This is a genomic window from Alkalihalobacillus sp. CinArs1, assembly GCF_947387515.1.
Lineage (GTDB): Bacteria > Bacillota > Bacilli > Bacillales > Guptibacillaceae > Guptibacillus.
Window position 1 is genome coordinate 56,800 of the sequence record NZ_CANDOB010000003.1, and the last position, 15,516, is coordinate 72,315.

A 15,516-nucleotide genomic window follows, 5' to 3' on the forward strand; every position below is an offset into this window, starting at 1 on the left:
ATCAAGTCATTTTCACGAGTAAGATAGCTTACATTATCATAAATCGTATACCGTTATACTCTAATTGTTAGGAGGGTACTTGTCTAACATGGAACATATTCGATTATACACGATAACAAGTTGCATTGAATGTGAGAAAACAAAAAGACTCCTTAAGCAGTCAGGTATTTCCTTTGATGAAGTGAATGTCCTTGAACAGCCAGAAAGACAAGAAGATCTCTATCAATTGGCCGGAGAATTCCTTGTACCGCTGCTTGTCTATAACAATAAAGTGTGCTCTGAGTTCACTTTAATACAGAATCACTCGAATGTTGAGATGAACTTTTTATAGGTGCGATGAATATAGTAAATCATCTTTGGAAAGAGGTGATGGTTTGTCGCATCTTCTTTATTCGGCTATTGGAGATTCTATTACATTAGGTACAGGCACAATCCTTTTTTCACCGACTTTTCCAGATTACTATCGTTCGGCTATCTTTGATAAGTTAGAAGAACATGTTCTCCTAACAAAATATGCAAGAAATGGAGCAACTACTCGCGACGTTAGAGACTGGCTAGAGCAATCGTTACCGATCGAACATGCCAATGTTATTACGATTACGGCCGGTGGAAATGATTTGATCGATGCAGCTGAAGAGTTTGCTATAAATAAGGAAGAAGTTGTTTTCCAGAAAGCGCTCGAAGTATGCTGTACAAACATGAATTGGATTGTAAGCCACCTATCGATGACAGTAAAGAAGCCTGCTATGATTCGAATCGTTAATTTGTATAATCCTTATCCCCATCTTTCATTCGCAAAAGATTGGGTCAATCGATTTAATCAAAATCTAGTAACATGTACAAAGAATAATGATGTAAAAGTGGCAGATGCTTATCGTTTGTTTGAGGGCAATGAAGAACGGCTTTTGTCCTTTGATGGCATACACCCTAATGAATGTGGCCACATGGTTATTTCTGAAGCACTCGTTTACACTGGTATCTCTTTATAGAAAACTGTAATCACAATTACAGACAAATGATCTTATTGTAAGTTATACTAGCCTATAGTAACGAGTAAAGGAGAAGATTTACATGCAACAAATCGAATCAAAACAATCTTATGATAATCTAATCAATGATTCTAAAGTGACGATTTTAAAATACGAAGCGAATTGGTGCCCGGACTGTAAACGCCTTGACTTATTTATCGACGATATCATCAAAGAACATAGCGATAAACAATGGGCACAAATTGATATTGAGCAATTCCCTGAAATAACAGAGGAAAATGAAGTAATGGGTATTCCAAGTCTCCTCGTTTATAAAGATGGAAAAAAAGTTGGGCATCTTCATAGTGCCAACACAAAGAATCCAGATCAAGTAAAAAATTACTTATCTGACTTTTAATAAACAGCCTGTCGAGGCAATCTCGACGGGCTGTTTTAATTTTTTGTCAAGATATACTCGACCGTTCCGTCCTGTAATGAATGTACATGTGATATGACATAACCGATGCTGAGGTATGTCGATAATGCTTCACTGCAAAGATGACTTACAGGTTCTGTAGGTGCATGGAGGCTAGGATAAAATCCTACAACTTTGTTTAAGGGAGTACACCTTAGTAAAACGACGTGAGTGCCTTGCCATGCGGTTCCAATCTGATTTCGTTCCATTCGATTCCCTCCCTGATCAAGCTTTAGCAAGATCATACATGATTAGTTTATGATGCAGAAGATAAAGTGTTAGAATCGATACAAAATATATTGAATTATTGCTAAAATATAGTATAATTGTATAAACTATTAAACTTTCTCATTTTTTAGTCCCGTTTTACTATTGATTTAGCACTGCCGTTACATTGTAGTGCGTGTCTGTTCTAACTCTCCAGAAAAAGGCAAACCATTCTAAAGAATGGGACGCAAAGACACAGGTCTAATGTTGAGAACATTCAACGATGACGGCTGGTCCTCCTGGAAATATCAAAGGAGGAGAGGGTGGCCATGATTAAAACCAGGCCAGAACAAGCACTTGATCAAGAGTGGGTAATGCTGATGAAAGTTGCACGAGAAATCGGGTTGAAAAAAGATGAAATCCGAGCATTTCTCGACCGCAAAAAAGATCCAACACCTGTGCGTATACAAAAACGGAGGGCTATCGATTGATAGCTCTTTTTTTTTAGAAGTAAAAAATCTGATGTGTGTAAACAGTTAGGCAACTGGGTAGTCTATGAATACTGAGTAGATTGCGCTTGACTTTAAGTGAAACTTTTTTGTATCATATGTGATATCAATTACATATATAAGCTAACAACTGTGAAGGACAGATAGTAGCTAGGTAACCCTTTTTATAGAGATTCGGGGACGGTGGAAGCCCGAAAAAGGTCTAGTGAAACGGCGGTCTGGAGTTGATACCGTAAAGTGGATGTGTTCTTTCACATCAACTGGGGTGGAACCGCGGGTGCATACGCTCTCGTCCCCGGACAAATTTTTGTCCGAGGACGGGAGCTTTTTATGTTGTTAGACAATGATAAAAAGGAGAGATTTAGATGAGTATTTCGATGGAACAAATCGTTGCCATTTCAAAGCACAGAGGATTTATTTTCGCTGGTTCCGATATTTACGGAGGTTTAGCGAACACTTGGGATTACGGTCCATTAGGTGTAGAACTTAAGAACAACATCAAAGCAGCGTGGTGGAAGAAGTTCGTACAGGAGTCTCCTCACAATAGCGGACTGGATGCGGCAATTTTGATGAACCCTAAAACTTGGGTTGCATCTGGTCACCTAGGAAATTTCAACGACCCATTGATTGATTGTAAGAGCTGTAAAACACGTCATCGTGCAGATAAGCTGATTGAAGATGCACTTTCTGAAGAAGGCAACGAAATGATTGCTGACGGATTATCGTTTGAAGAGATGGAGCGGTTGATTGAAAATCATAACATTAAGTGCCCAGAGTGTGACAGTCAAGACTTTACAGAGATTCGTCAATTTGACCTCATGTTTAAAACACAGCAAGGGGTAACGACTTCAAGTACAAGCGACATTTATCTTCGCCCTGAAACAGCACAAGGTATTTTCGTGAACTTTAAAAACGTGCAGCGTTCGATGAGAAAGAAAGTGCCTTTTGGAATTGCACAAGTCGGAAAAAGCTTTAGAAATGAGATTACACCTGGTAACTTTACATTCCGTACGCGTGAATTTGAGCAAATGGAGTTAGAATTCTTCTGCAAACCTGGAGATGAACTAGAATGGCACCAGTATTGGAAAGATTTCTGTAAGAACTGGCTATTGAATCTTGGCGTTGATCAAGATAATATCCGACTTCGTGAGCACGCTGAAGATGAGCTCTCTCATTATAGTAATGCAACTACAGATATCGAGTACAAATTCCCATTCGGTTGGGGTGAACTATGGGGAGTTGCTTCAAGAACAGATTATGATTTGAAAAAGCACATGGAACATTCGAACGAAGACTTTACGTACCACGATCAGCAAACAGGCGAGCGCTATGTTCCTTATTGCATCGAACCATCATTAGGGGCAGACCGCGTTACACTAGCATTCTTAATCGAAGCATATGAAGAGCAAGAATTAGAAGATGGCACGTCTCGTAGTGTCATGCATTTCCATCCTGCTTTAGCACCGTTTAAAGCAGCAGTATTGCCACTTTCAAAGAAATTATCGGATGAAGCTAGGGAAGTTCACGCTGAACTTGCGAAGTATTTCATGGTGGATTACGATGAAGCTGGATCGATCGGTAAACGTTACCGCAGACACGATGAAGTAGGTACACCATTTGCGATTACGTTCGATTTTGATTCCCTTGAAGATAAGCAAGTAACTGTACGAGACCGAGATACAATGGAACAACAAAGAATGCCAATCTCTGAACTAAAGAACTTTTTAGAGGAAAAAACTCAGTTTTAATGAAAGAGCCGCTCGATCGAGCGGCTTTTCTTTAGGATTAACGTAAAGGAGTGAAGTCGTGAAGATTTTATGGGATTTTGATGGCACGTTATTCGATACGTATCCAGCTTTTGTTAGTATTATGAAACGGTTTGTTCCTGAACATGTTTCAAATGAAGAGATATTGAAAGAGTTAAAAGTTTCATTTCGACATGCAACAAATGTATTTGGATTAACAATGGAACAAGTTGAAGAATTCAGAGTGTTAGATAACGCCCTTTCTCCTGATAAGAAGCCTCCTTTTGAAGGTGTTATGGAAATTCTGAACAAATCAGACCTTAATGTCATCATGACTCACAAACCAAGGGAAGAAGTCATCACCATTCTTCAGCATTTTAATATGGAGAATCTTTTTGCCGATCTTGTAGCAGGCGATGATGGATATCCAAGAAAACCAGACGCAGCTTCTTATCGTTATTTACATAACAAGCATGAATTAGATTTAGCAGTGGGTGACCGTTTATTAGATATCATTCCAGCGAAAGAAGTTGGGATGAAAACATGTTTATTTCAAAATACTGCAGTTGGAGCAGACTTTTATGTAGAAGATTACAAACAACTCAAGCAATTATTGTGGTCTAAGTAGACCAAATATTGTTCTCAAGGGAGTGGACCATGATGGGTAAGCAACAACGTTTTCTCCTTCTAACATTCCTCCTAGGAGTATTCTTAGGCGCATTAGACTCAGGTGTGATTTCACCTGCTTTAACCACATTGGTTAAAGAACTCGATATCGATTTGAAATTTACTGTATGGGTCGTTACGATCTACACCCTTGTTTACGCAGTCAGTATGCCGATTATCGGTAAGCTGGCAGATCTTTATGGTAGGAAGCGAATATTCCTTGTTGGGATATTCCTGTTAGCTCTCGGTTCTCTTATTGCAGGTATAAGTGGGTCACTCCTACAGCTTTTAACAGGAAGAGCGATTCAAGCAGCAGGAGCTGGAGGTATTATTCCTATTGCAAACGCTGTTATCGGGAGTAGTTTTCCTAAAGAGAAGAGAGGAATGGCGCTCGGATTGATAGGAGCCATGTTCGGAATCGCTTCTATTCTCGGACCTGCTGTAGGAGGATTTTTAGTTGCTCACGTAAGCTGGCGATGGATTTTCTTCATGAATATCCCCATTGCTTTCATCATCTTTCTTATGGCATTAAAGCTGCCGTTAGAAGAACAAAAGGGATACCGTTCGAGGCTTGATTGGAAGGGAGCTCTTTTCCTATCCGTCATTATTGTTTCGTTATTACTCGGATTGACAAATCTGGATACGAATAACCTTATCGAATCTTTTACAACGTTAACAGTATGGCCGTTATTACTCTTTAGTATTGTTTTAGTTTATCCATTATTAACGATAGAAGCTTCGCATAGTGATCCAATCATCAACATTTCATATTTCCGTAATCGAAATATTGTCTTAGCGTTGTTAATCTCAACGATTACCGGAATAGGGATCATAAGCATGATCTTTATCCCTTCTTTTTCAGAGCTGCTTTTGGGGCTTTCAACCGGAAGAGGGGGGTATGTCATGGTTATCCTAGCTCTTGCTTCTGGATTCGCTGCACCGATCGGAGGTGTTTTACTCGATAAATGGGGAGCAAAACAAGTTGTGCTCACTGGCTTTAGTTTGAGTTTAATAGGGGCACTCATTTTTAGTTTCCTAGCAAACGGATGGCTAATGCTTATCATAGGTATGATTTTTTCTGGGGTCGGCATAGGATTTACAATGGGTACTCCTCTTAACTACATTATGTTTGAGCTCACGTCAGAGAAAGAAGCAGGTGCAAGTCAATCTCTCGTTAGTTTGTTCCGTTCGATCGGAACATCGCTTGGCCCAGTGATATTAGCAGGGTTCATTGCAGTTTCAGCAAGTGATAAAACGATTGTTTCCATAGAAAAAAGTACAGTACTAGCCGGGTATGAGAGAATGTACCTAGCAAGCGTAGTAATATTTCTACTTGGAATGATACTAGCGTTCTTCTTGAAGCTTCCATCTAAGAAAAGTGAGACTTTGTAGCATAAAAATCGAACGTGCTAAGTCGTAAAAAATATAAAGGGTGAGACAAAAATGTCTCATCCTCGTATTGTTGAAGTGTCTTAAGAGCTATCTTCAAATAGATTGTAGTGATTTGTTCAATAGAATGTATAAAGGGATTTTTGGAAGAATACAACTCCAACTAAAGGAAAGAGAAATTGTTAGCTTATTAGGTCGGGGAGTTTAACTTGAGAACTATGTATTCTAGTAGGAGTGAAGACCTCATGACCCCCGTGGTCCAACGTGCGTTCGAGACTCGGAGTGGACGGTTTTTGTCCGCTTTGAGGCTCGGGCGTTCGTCCACAGGAAAGCATGAGGTCTTCAAACTCCTACGTTATCAGAACCTCAAAATTCTGGCTACTTTATCACCTAAGGATGAGACTTCAATGTCTCATCCTTTTTCTATTTGATGGTGCAATATGTATCCGATGTCCTATTTATTGGCCAAAGCGGTTAAGAACTTCATAAAAATGGGTAAGAAATTCAAAAAACTTCCTTTCGGATGGAGCGAGATCTCTTCCGACTGGAATAATTACCCCAACTGTTCTCGTTACATTGGGCTCGGATAGTTCAATCTTGACCGTTTCCGGGGGTAATTGTTCAGAAAGCGTGATTTCAGGCAGCAAGCTCACTCCAAGGCCTGCCGCAACAAGGCCTTTAATCGTATCGATGTCTTCCCCTTCAAACGCGATACGTGGTTTAAAGCCCACTTGCTGACATGCTGAAGTAACGAGATGATGTAACGCATATCCAGAACGAAACAGTACAAAAGGATCGTTCTTCAGTTGGCCGAGCCTGACCATTGGATTGTCAGCTAACGGATGATTAAACGGAAGGAGGGCGAGAAGCTTCTCTGTAAAGAATATATGACCTTCTACATCTGTACGATCTTTCGGGACAGGAGAGACGAAAGCTAGATCGATTTCGCCTTTACTGACTGCCTCAGTTAATTCTTGTAAGGAACCTTGACGAAGTTGAAACCCAACGCTTGGATGCTCATTCCTAAATGCAGAAATTACAGTGGGGAGGGTTTTTGCTGCAAGACTGTTTGGAAATCCCACACGAATGGTTCCAGTTTCGGGGTTTAAATATTCATGAACAGCTTGTGTCGCTCTTTCAATTTCTGCAATAGCAGTCTCAGCATGATCTTTAAAAATGTGTCCTACTTGCGTCAACTTTACGTTTCTTCCTTCACGAAAGAACAGCTGAACACCAAGTTCTGATTCTAGGTTTGAAATCTGTCTACTTACAGCTGACTGTGCAACATGAAGTGAGGTAGCAGCTTCTGTTACATGTTCTCGTCTAGCCACTTCCATAAAGTAATATAGCTGCCGTAACTCCATATTATGCAACCCTTTCTTTAATTCATATCATTATTAGATTGATTATATCTAAATTATATATTGAAAGCATGAGTCCATGCAACGTACAATAAATGTAGAATATTTAAACAATTAAGACGTTATGGCGGTAAAGAGATAAACCATGGCGATTTGTGATAAGAGCGAGGAGTGGGATTATGGTTAGAAGTAACTTTCCGGAAAAGCAAGGATTGTACGATCCGATTCATGAACATGACGCATGTGGTATCGGACTCATTGCAGATATGAATAATGAGCCGGCGCACAGCATCATCGAAAAAGGAATTTATATGCTACGCCAGCTAGATCACCGCGGAGGGCAGGGAAGCGATCCTGACACGGGTGACGGTGCAGGTATCATGCTAGGAATTCCTCATGAATTTTTTGCAAGTGAAACGGATTTTGATTTACCGGAAAAAGGCGCTTACGGTGTAGGCATGATGTTCTTGCCAGTAGATAATCATCTTCGCCAACGAGCTATAAAGATTCTTGAGAATGAGATAAAAGATGCAGGCCAAGAGTTAATGGGTTGGAGAGAAGTTCCAATCGATGAATCAACGATTGGTGAAGCAGCACGGATTGCTCAACCAGTCATCAGACAGGTATTTATTAAAAAAGGTAATATTTCTGAAGAAGCGTTCGAACGAAAGCTTTATGTCATTCGCAAAAAAGCAGAAAAAGAAATTTCACGTGATCCACAGTTAGCGAAAACGAAATATTATGCGGCTAGTTTTTCAAAAGATACAATCGTTTATAAAGGAATGTTAACACCAGAACAGCTTGATCAGTTTTATCTCGACTTGAAAAATCCGAATTTTACATCTTCTTTTTCTATGGTGCATTCACGTTTTAGTACGAATACGTTTCCTAGCTGGGATCGTGCGCATCCAAACCGCTATTTGATTCACAACGGTGAAATAAATACGCTTCGAGGTAATGTAAATTGGATGAGAGCACGTGAAGGCGCATTGAAATCAAATGTGTTCGGAGATGACATGAAAGAGATCGCACCGATTATTCGTCAAAATGGAAGTGACTCTTCCTCACTTGATAACTGCTTGGAGTTTTTAACTTTATCAGGAAGATCACTTCCACACGCAGCGATGATGATGATTCCTGAGCCTTGGGATAAAGATACGACGATGCAAGATCCGAAGAAAGCATTTTATGAATACCATAGTTGTTTGATGGAACCATGGGATGGTCCTACAGCAATTGCGTTCACGAATGGTCGTCAGATTGGAGCGATGCTGGATCGAAACGGATTACGTCCTGCTCGATATGTCGTTACTGATGATAACACGTTCATTCTTTCGTCAGAAGTTGGCGTCATCGAAATAGACGAAGAAAAAATCATTGAGAAAGGCCGCCTAAGCCCAGGAAAAATGCTAATGGTGGATTTTGAACAAAAAAGATTAGTCTACGATGAGGAAATCAAAGAAGAAATCGCAACTGAATACCCGTACCGTGATTGGCTGACTAATAATTTGATGAGTCTCACGTCTGAGGAAGTTGATCTAGAGTTAAGGAACGAAAAAGAACTCGTTCAGATACAACGAGCATTTGGATTCACGTATGAAGAATTAACGAAGAACATTGCACCGATGGTTACGGAAAAGAAAGATCCGATCGGTTCGATGGGGAATGACGTTCCACTTGCAGTGTTGTCGGATCGTCCACAGCTATTATTTAATTATTTCAAGCAACTGTTTGCACAAGTAACAAATCCACCGATCGATTCTATACGTGAGGAATCCGTCACGTCAACGATGACGCTATTAGGACCAGAAGGAAACTTACTCGATACAGATAAAGAAAGCTGCAGAAGAATTCGCCTCGAAACACCAATTCTGACAAAGGGTAAATTTGATGCAGTCCAGAACCTTCATGATGATAGTATGCAGGCTGAAACACTTAACTTATTGTTTGATCCGTCACGTGGAGAAACGGAAATGGAGCATGCACTTTTAGCACTATTTAAAAAGGCTGATCGTGCGATACAAAATGGAAAGAGCATTCTCGTCTTATCTGATAGTGGTGTAGGTCAAGATATGACGGCAATCCCTTCGTTATTGGCAATAAGTGGGCTACATCATCACTTGATCAAGAAAGAAACTAGAACAAAAGTGAGTATTATTATCGAAACAGGCGAAGCAAGGGATGTTCACCAATTCGCTATGTTGATCGGTTATGGTGCTGATGCGATTTATCCTTATCTAGCATACGAATCCATCGCTCATATGCTGAGTGACGGCACGATTCAAGGATTCTCATTCAAAGATGCGATCGATAACTATATTGATGCTGCAACGTCAGGAATCGTTAAAGTGATGTCTAAAATGGGTATATCCACGATTCAAAGCTATAGAGGTGCTCAAATCTTCGAAGCGATCGGAATTAGTAATGAAGTAATCGACCGCTACTTTGCTGGCACAGCATCTCAAATCGATGGGATCCCGATCGATGTTATTGCTAAGGAAACTTTACTAAGACATCATTTCGCATATCACGACTCAGAGTATGAGGATGTGACGCTTGAAACAGGAAGTGACATGCAGTGGAGAAGGGGAGGAGAGCACCATTCTTTCAATCCAAAAACGATTCACACCCTTCAACATGCAGCAAGAAGCAATAATTATGAGCTCTACAAAACGTTCTCGTCGATGGCACATGAAGAAAACTTAACATATTTAAGGCAAGCTTTTGATTTTCAATCGAATGGCTCTGTTCCGATCGAGGAAGTTGAAAGTGTTGAATCGATCACTAGACGTTTCAAAACGGGCGCGATGAGCTATGGTGCACTTAGCGAAGAAGCACATGAAGCGCTTGCGATCGCGATGAACCGTATCGGAGGGAAAAGTAATAGTGGTGAGGGTGGAGAACATCCATCCCGTTTCAAAGCAGATGAAAATGGTGATCTTCGTAGAAGTGCGATCAAACAGGTTGCTTCTGGTCGATTCGGCGTTTCTAGTCACTATTTAACAAATGCGGATGAAATTCAAATCAAGATGGCACAAGGTGCTAAACCTGGTGAAGGTGGTCAACTACCAGGTAAGAAGGTATATCCATGGATCGCTGAAGTACGTGGATCGACTCCGGGTGTAGGATTGATCTCTCCACCTCCTCACCATGACATCTATTCGATTGAAGACTTAGCACAGTTAATTCATGATTTGAAGAATGCAAACCCTTCAGCTCGCATCAGTGTAAAACTCGTTGCGAAAGCGGGCGTTGGTACGATTGCCGCTGGAGTTGCTAAAGGATTGGCAGATTGCATTCTTATAAGTGGCTATGAAGGTGGTTCCGGTGCTTCTCCTCGAACAAGTATTAGGCACGCAGGATTACCATGGGAATTAGGATTAGCTGAAACACACCAAACGCTAGTGCTGAATGACCTACGTGATCGCGTCGTTTTAGAAGCAGACGGTAAGATGATGACTGGTCGAGACGTTGTCATGGCGGCGCTACTTGGCGCGGAAGAGTTCGGTTTTTCTACTGCACCTCTCGTTGTTCTTGGTTGTATTTTAATGAGAGCGTGTCACCTCGACACCTGTCCTGTAGGAGTCGCTACACAAAACCCAGAATTACGTAAGAAATTCATGGGAAGCCCTGATCATGTCGTTAACTATTTAACATTCATAGCTGAAGAAGTTCGTGAGATTATGGCTGAACTTGGATTCAGATCAATAGAAGAAATGATTGGAAAGACGAATGTACTCGAAGTGAGTCGTCGAACAAAGGAACACTGGAAAGCAGGCTTTTTAAACCTAGAACCATTGCTATATCGCCCTCACATGTCTGATGAAGTTGGTACGTTCCATCAACGAAACCAAGATCATAACCTTGATGCAGCACTCGACCGTACTTCTATTATTCCAGCTTGTTTAGGAGCGATTGAAGAGAAGAAGTCCTTCGAAGGAACGTTCAGTATACACAATACGAATCGCGTAGCGGGAGCAATGCTTGGTCATGAAATCACAAAACGCTATGGTGAAGAGGGGTTACCTGAAGAAACGATTAAGTTGAATTTCAATGGATCAGCTGGTCAAAGCTTTGGAGCTTTTGTTCCAAATGGCGTAACGATGAGACTCGAAGGAGACGCGAACGACTACGTTGGTAAAGGACTATCAGGTGGTAAACTGATCATCCATCCTTCAAAGCTCTCTACATTTGAACGAGATCAAAATACAATTATCGGAAACGTTGCCTTTTATGGTGCAACATCTGGTGAAGCATATATCAGTGGTCTTGCCGGCGAACGATTCTGTGTACGAAATAGTGGCGTGAAAGCTGTTGTTGAGGGCATTGGCGACAACGGTTGTGAATACATGACCGGCGGCCGTGTCGTAGTACTCGGATCAACTGGTAAGAACTTTGCAGCTGGAATGTCAGGTGGAGTCGCGTATGTACTGAGTGACAACAAAGACGCATTTCTCGAAAATGTTAATCCTGAATTAGTGCATATGGAATCCTTAACGAATTATGAAGAGATTCTTGAAGTGAAAAAGCTAGTACAGGAACATGCCTATAATACTGATAGTCCAAAAGCAATTCGGATCTTACAGAACTGGAATGAATTCGTAGGTCAATTTGTTAAAGTGATTCCGAAAGAATTTAAGAAGATTACAGCTTCACTAGAAGAGTTAAAAGAACAAGGATACAAAGATGATGATGCAGCACTGGAAGTGTTCCAGCAGGCTAAGAACGGTAATGTGAAGCCGACAAAAGTAAGCGATCTGGAACCGGTATAAGGAGGTATTTGTTTGGGTAAACCAACAGGATTCATAGACTATCCGAGAGAAAAGATTAGTGAACGAGATCCATTGACTAGATTGAAAGACTGGGGAGAGTACCAGCTACCTCAATCTGAAGAAAAACTGAAAGAACAGGGTGCTCGCTGCATGGACTGCGGCACTCCGTTCTGCCACTCTGGTATCGAATTAAACGGCAATGCCTCTGGATGCCCGCTCTATAACCTTATCCCAGAGTGGAACCACCTTGTTTACGAAGGAAAGTGGAAAGAGGCGCTCGATCGTCTTTTAAAAACGAATAACTTTCCTGAGTTTACAGGTAGAGTGTGTCCCGCTCCTTGTGAAGGTGCCTGTGTAGCAGCTATCCCTAGTGATGCAGTTGCGATCAAAAGTATTGAAAAAGAAATCATCGATCGTGGGTTCAAGGAAGGGTGGATGGTTCCGAAACCACCTAAGAAGAGAACAGGGAAGAAAATTGCAGTAGTTGGATCAGGACCAGCTGGTTTAGCAGCTGCAGACCAATTGAACAAAGCAGGACACTCAGTAACCATTTATGAACGTGATGATCGTATCGGTGGTTTGCTAATGTATGGAATTCCAAATATGAAACTAGACAAAGAATTAGTCGAACGTAGAGTGAAGCTCCTCGCTGAAGAAGGCGTGCGTTTTGTTACAAATACTGAAATCGGTGAAGATATTTCTCGAGAAGAGCTTAAGAAACAGCATGATGCTGTCATTCTATGTACAGGCGCTCAAAAACATCGCGATTTGCCAATACAAGGACGAAAGCTTGGTGGCATTCACTATGCGATGGATTACTTAAAGAAAAATACAAAGAGCTTACTAGACTCAAAGCTAGAAGATAAGCAGTACGTTTCAGCTGAAGATAAGCATGTCATCGTAATCGGTGGGGGAGATACTGGTGCAGACTGTGTTGCGACTTCTTTACGACACGGCTGTAAGAGTGTCCACCAATTCGGTAAGCACCCTCAGCTTACTGCTGATCGAATGATCGATAATCCATGGCCTGAATTTCCTAAGATTTTCACGCTTGACTATGCGTACGAGGAAGCTGCAGCAAACCACGGGGATGATCCTAGACAATATTCGATCATGACGAAGAAATTTGTTGGAGATGAAAATGGTAATGTAAAAGAACTTCATACCGTTACGATTGAAAAACACGTCGATAAGCGCGGTAACGTGTTTATGAAAGAGTTACCTGGTACTGAAAAAGTATGGCCAGTCGACCTTGTGTTGATCGCAATCGGATTTACTGGACCCGAAGAAGGGGTACTTGAACATTTCGAGATCGAACAGGACGATAGAAAACTCGCAAAAGCTGAGTTTGACGATTATCGAACAAATATCGATGGCGTCTTTGCAGCCGGGGATGTTCGAAGAGGACAAAGCTTGATCGTTTGGGCGATCAATGAAGGCCGAGGAGCCGCTAGAGAAGTCGATCGCTACCTTATGAATAAAACAGTGTTACCGTAACAGTTTGAAAACCACTCCTTGTTAGGAGTGGTTTTCTGTTTTCTTAGGACGATCGATCTTTAGAGTGAACGATGGCGAGTACCAGGGCCGAAAAACTGATCATGATGGTTAAAGCCTCATATATACTTAGCATAACATCACTCCTTTACTACTAGCATGGTGTAATAGAGGGTTGTCCTATACACGGAATCCAAAACATTTGACAGTAGTGATAAAGTTTAATACACTTAAGTCAAATATCTCGAATTAAAGATAATTTGAAGATTAATTGATTCAAATAAAGGGAATCATTGCAACCATAACTAGTAAAGGAGAATGTTTACTATGAAGCATACAACTGGAATACATCATATAACGGCTATTGTAGGAAACCCTCAAGAAAATGTTGATTTCTATAGCGGCGTATTAGGTTTACGTTTAGTTAAAAAAACTGTAAACTTCGATGATCCTGGTACTTATCACTTGTATTTTGGTAATGAGGAAGGAGCACCTGGCACGATCATGACATTCTTCCCGTGGTCAAATGCGCACCAAGGCAGGATAGGGTCCGGGCAAGTAGGTGTTACGAGTTTTGTCATTCCAGAAGGAAGCTTAGCTTTCTGGAAACAGCGATTAGATAAATTTAATGTCACAAACAGTGAACGAATTAGATTTGGTGAGCGTGTATTAGAGTTTGATGATCCACATGGGTTACATCTTGAACTCGTTGAACGAGAAGAAGGTGAACGGAACACATGGAGCTTTGGAGGTGTCGATTCTTCACATGCAATAAAAGGATTTGGAGGTGCCACACTTCTTTCAGGTCACCCTGAAGCTACAAATAAGGTATTGGAAGAAGTACTCGGGTTTAAACGAGTGGCTGAAGAAGGAGACTTTGTTAGATTTAAATCGAGCGGCACGATAGGAAACACCGTAGATGTAAAGAAAACAAGGCTCCAAGCAGGGTCACTCGGTTCTGGTACAGTTCATCATATTGCTTGGCGAGCAAATGATTTTGAAGATCATGAATCTTGGAGAACACATATCGAAGAGAAAGGATACAAACCTACGTCTGTAATCGATCGACAATATTTCAATGCGATTTACTTTAGAGAGGAAGGCGGCATACTATTTGAAATCGCTACTGACCCTCCAGGTTTTGCAAGAGATGAAGACCCAACAGAAATGGGGAAAAACCTTCTCTTGCCTCCATGGTTAGAAGAGAAAAGGACGCAGATTGAACGTGTATTAGAACCAGCTGAATCTAGAGTACTGGAAGGTGATGAAGTATGAAACACATCTTTAAACAAGGTGACTCAACGAAGCCAACACTGCTGCTCCTACATGGAACAGGTGGTACAGAAGAAGATCTTGTACCACTCGCAAACCTCATAGCACCAGAGAACTCCTATTTAAGTGTAAGAGGAAACGTGTCTGAGAACGGGATGCCAAGGTTTTTCAAAAGACTAGCTGAAGGCGTTTTTGACGAAAAAGACTTAGTAGAGCGTACAAAAGAATTAAACGATTTTATTACCGATGCTTCAAAGAAATACGGTTTTGATCGAGATAACGTGATCGCGATCGGATATTCAAACGGAGCGAATATTGCCGGAAGCTTACTACTTCATGATAGCAATTCTCTAAGAGCAGCGATCTTACATCACCCTATGGTTCCGATTCGTGGTTTGACATCCGATTTAACCAATACACCGATCTTTATCGGTGCAGGAGAAAATGATCCAATTTGTTCATCAGAAGAAACGGTCGAATTGAAGAACATTCTTACAGAGGCAGGAGCAGACGTAACCGTTCACTGGGAGAGGATGGGCCACCAACTGACAAAACAAGAGGTCGAGGAAGCGGCTCGATGGTATAATTCTAAATTCTAAAAAAAGCAGTCTGCCGACTGCTTTTTTTAACTAACTACTTTTACCTCTTTTTGTCCTCT

General features: G+C 41.1%; 14 protein-coding genes and 1 riboswitch. Of the genes, 11 read left to right on the top strand and 3 right to left on the bottom strand.

Annotation, left to right across the window (positions count from 1 at the left end):
* Positions 1–88 precede the first annotated feature (88 nt).
* From PFZ69_RS16090 to PFZ69_RS16100, 3 genes are all read left to right on the top strand, one after another.
* Entirely contained in the window at positions 89–331 is a 243-nt protein-coding gene (locus tag PFZ69_RS16090; protein ID WP_270182366.1) for a glutaredoxin family protein, read from the top strand.
* A gap of 43 nt (positions 332–374) precedes the next feature.
* A complete protein-coding gene (locus PFZ69_RS16095) occupies positions 375–989 on the top strand; it encodes an SGNH/GDSL hydrolase family protein (RefSeq protein ID WP_270182121.1) in 615 nt (204 codons plus the stop codon).
* Between the two features lie 82 nt (positions 990–1,071).
* Complete coding sequence (locus tag PFZ69_RS16100) at positions 1,072–1,386, top strand: thioredoxin family protein (RefSeq protein ID WP_270182122.1); 315 nt, start codon at positions 1,072–1,074, stop codon at positions 1,384–1,386.
* A gap of 35 nt (positions 1,387–1,421) precedes the next feature.
* On the opposite strand, the gene PFZ69_RS16105 is transcribed toward PFZ69_RS16100, so the two are convergent.
* Complete coding sequence (locus tag PFZ69_RS16105; RefSeq protein ID WP_270182123.1) at positions 1,422–1,652, bottom strand: hypothetical protein; 231 nt, start codon at positions 1,650–1,652, stop codon at positions 1,422–1,424.
* 210 nt (positions 1,653–1,862) lie between these two features.
* Positions 1,863–1,953, top strand: a riboswitch (cyclic di-GMP riboswitch).
* 26 nt (positions 1,954–1,979) lie between these two features.
* On the opposite strand from PFZ69_RS16105, the gene PFZ69_RS16110 reads away from it, so the two are divergent.
* The 4 genes from PFZ69_RS16110 (at position 1,980) to PFZ69_RS16125 (ending at position 5,962) form a co-directional block, all read left to right on the top strand.
* Positions 1,980–2,141, top strand: a complete 162-nt coding sequence (locus PFZ69_RS16110) for an anti-repressor SinI family protein (protein ID WP_270182124.1) — start codon at positions 1,980–1,982, stop codon at positions 2,139–2,141.
* 383 nt (positions 2,142–2,524) lie between these two features.
* Positions 2,525–3,907 carry a glycine--tRNA ligase gene (locus tag PFZ69_RS16115; RefSeq protein ID WP_270182125.1) on the top strand — a complete coding sequence of 461 codons (1,383 nt, stop codon included), beginning with the start codon at positions 2,525–2,527 and terminating at the stop codon, positions 3,905–3,907.
* Positions 3,908–3,965: 58 nt separating this feature from the next.
* On the top strand, positions 3,966–4,532 hold the full coding sequence (locus PFZ69_RS16120; RefSeq protein ID WP_270182126.1) for an HAD-IA family hydrolase: 567 nt from the start codon (positions 3,966–3,968) through the stop codon (positions 4,530–4,532).
* Between the two features lie 29 nt (positions 4,533–4,561).
* On the top strand, positions 4,562–5,962 hold the full coding sequence (locus PFZ69_RS16125) for an MFS transporter (protein WP_270182127.1): 1,401 nt from the start codon (positions 4,562–4,564) through the stop codon (positions 5,960–5,962).
* A 455-nt stretch (positions 5,963–6,417) separates the two neighbouring features.
* Here PFZ69_RS16125 and PFZ69_RS16130 read toward each other — a convergent pair whose 3' ends face one another.
* Complete coding sequence (locus tag PFZ69_RS16130; RefSeq protein ID WP_270182128.1) at positions 6,418–7,323, bottom strand: LysR family transcriptional regulator; 906 nt, start codon at positions 7,321–7,323, stop codon at positions 6,418–6,420.
* A 176-nt stretch (positions 7,324–7,499) separates the two neighbouring features.
* Between PFZ69_RS16130 and gltB the strand changes: the two genes are divergently transcribed.
* Positions 7,500–12,092, top strand: a complete 4,593-nt coding sequence (gene gltB / locus PFZ69_RS16135) for a glutamate synthase large subunit (RefSeq protein WP_270182129.1) — start codon at positions 7,500–7,502, stop codon at positions 12,090–12,092.
* 12 nt (positions 12,093–12,104) lie between these two features.
* Positions 12,105–13,589 carry a glutamate synthase subunit beta gene (locus PFZ69_RS16140; RefSeq protein ID WP_270182130.1) on the top strand — a complete coding sequence of 495 codons (1,485 nt, stop codon included), beginning with the start codon at positions 12,105–12,107 and terminating at the stop codon, positions 13,587–13,589.
* 43 nt (positions 13,590–13,632) lie between these two features.
* Here PFZ69_RS16140 and PFZ69_RS16145 read toward each other — a convergent pair whose 3' ends face one another.
* Positions 13,633–13,722 carry a putative holin-like toxin gene (locus PFZ69_RS16145; RefSeq protein WP_270182131.1) on the bottom strand — a complete coding sequence of 30 codons (90 nt, stop codon included), beginning with the start codon at positions 13,720–13,722 and terminating at the stop codon, positions 13,633–13,635.
* A gap of 191 nt (positions 13,723–13,913) precedes the next feature.
* Between PFZ69_RS16145 and PFZ69_RS16150 the strand changes: the two genes are divergently transcribed.
* Entirely contained in the window at positions 13,914–14,861 is a 948-nt protein-coding gene (locus PFZ69_RS16150) for a ring-cleaving dioxygenase (protein WP_270182132.1), read from the top strand.
* Entirely contained in the window at positions 14,858–15,457 is a 600-nt protein-coding gene (locus tag PFZ69_RS16155; RefSeq protein ID WP_270182133.1) for an alpha/beta hydrolase, read from the top strand. Before PFZ69_RS16150 ends, PFZ69_RS16155 begins: the two co-directional genes overlap by 4 nt.
* The last annotated feature ends 59 nt before the right edge of the window (positions 15,458–15,516 follow it).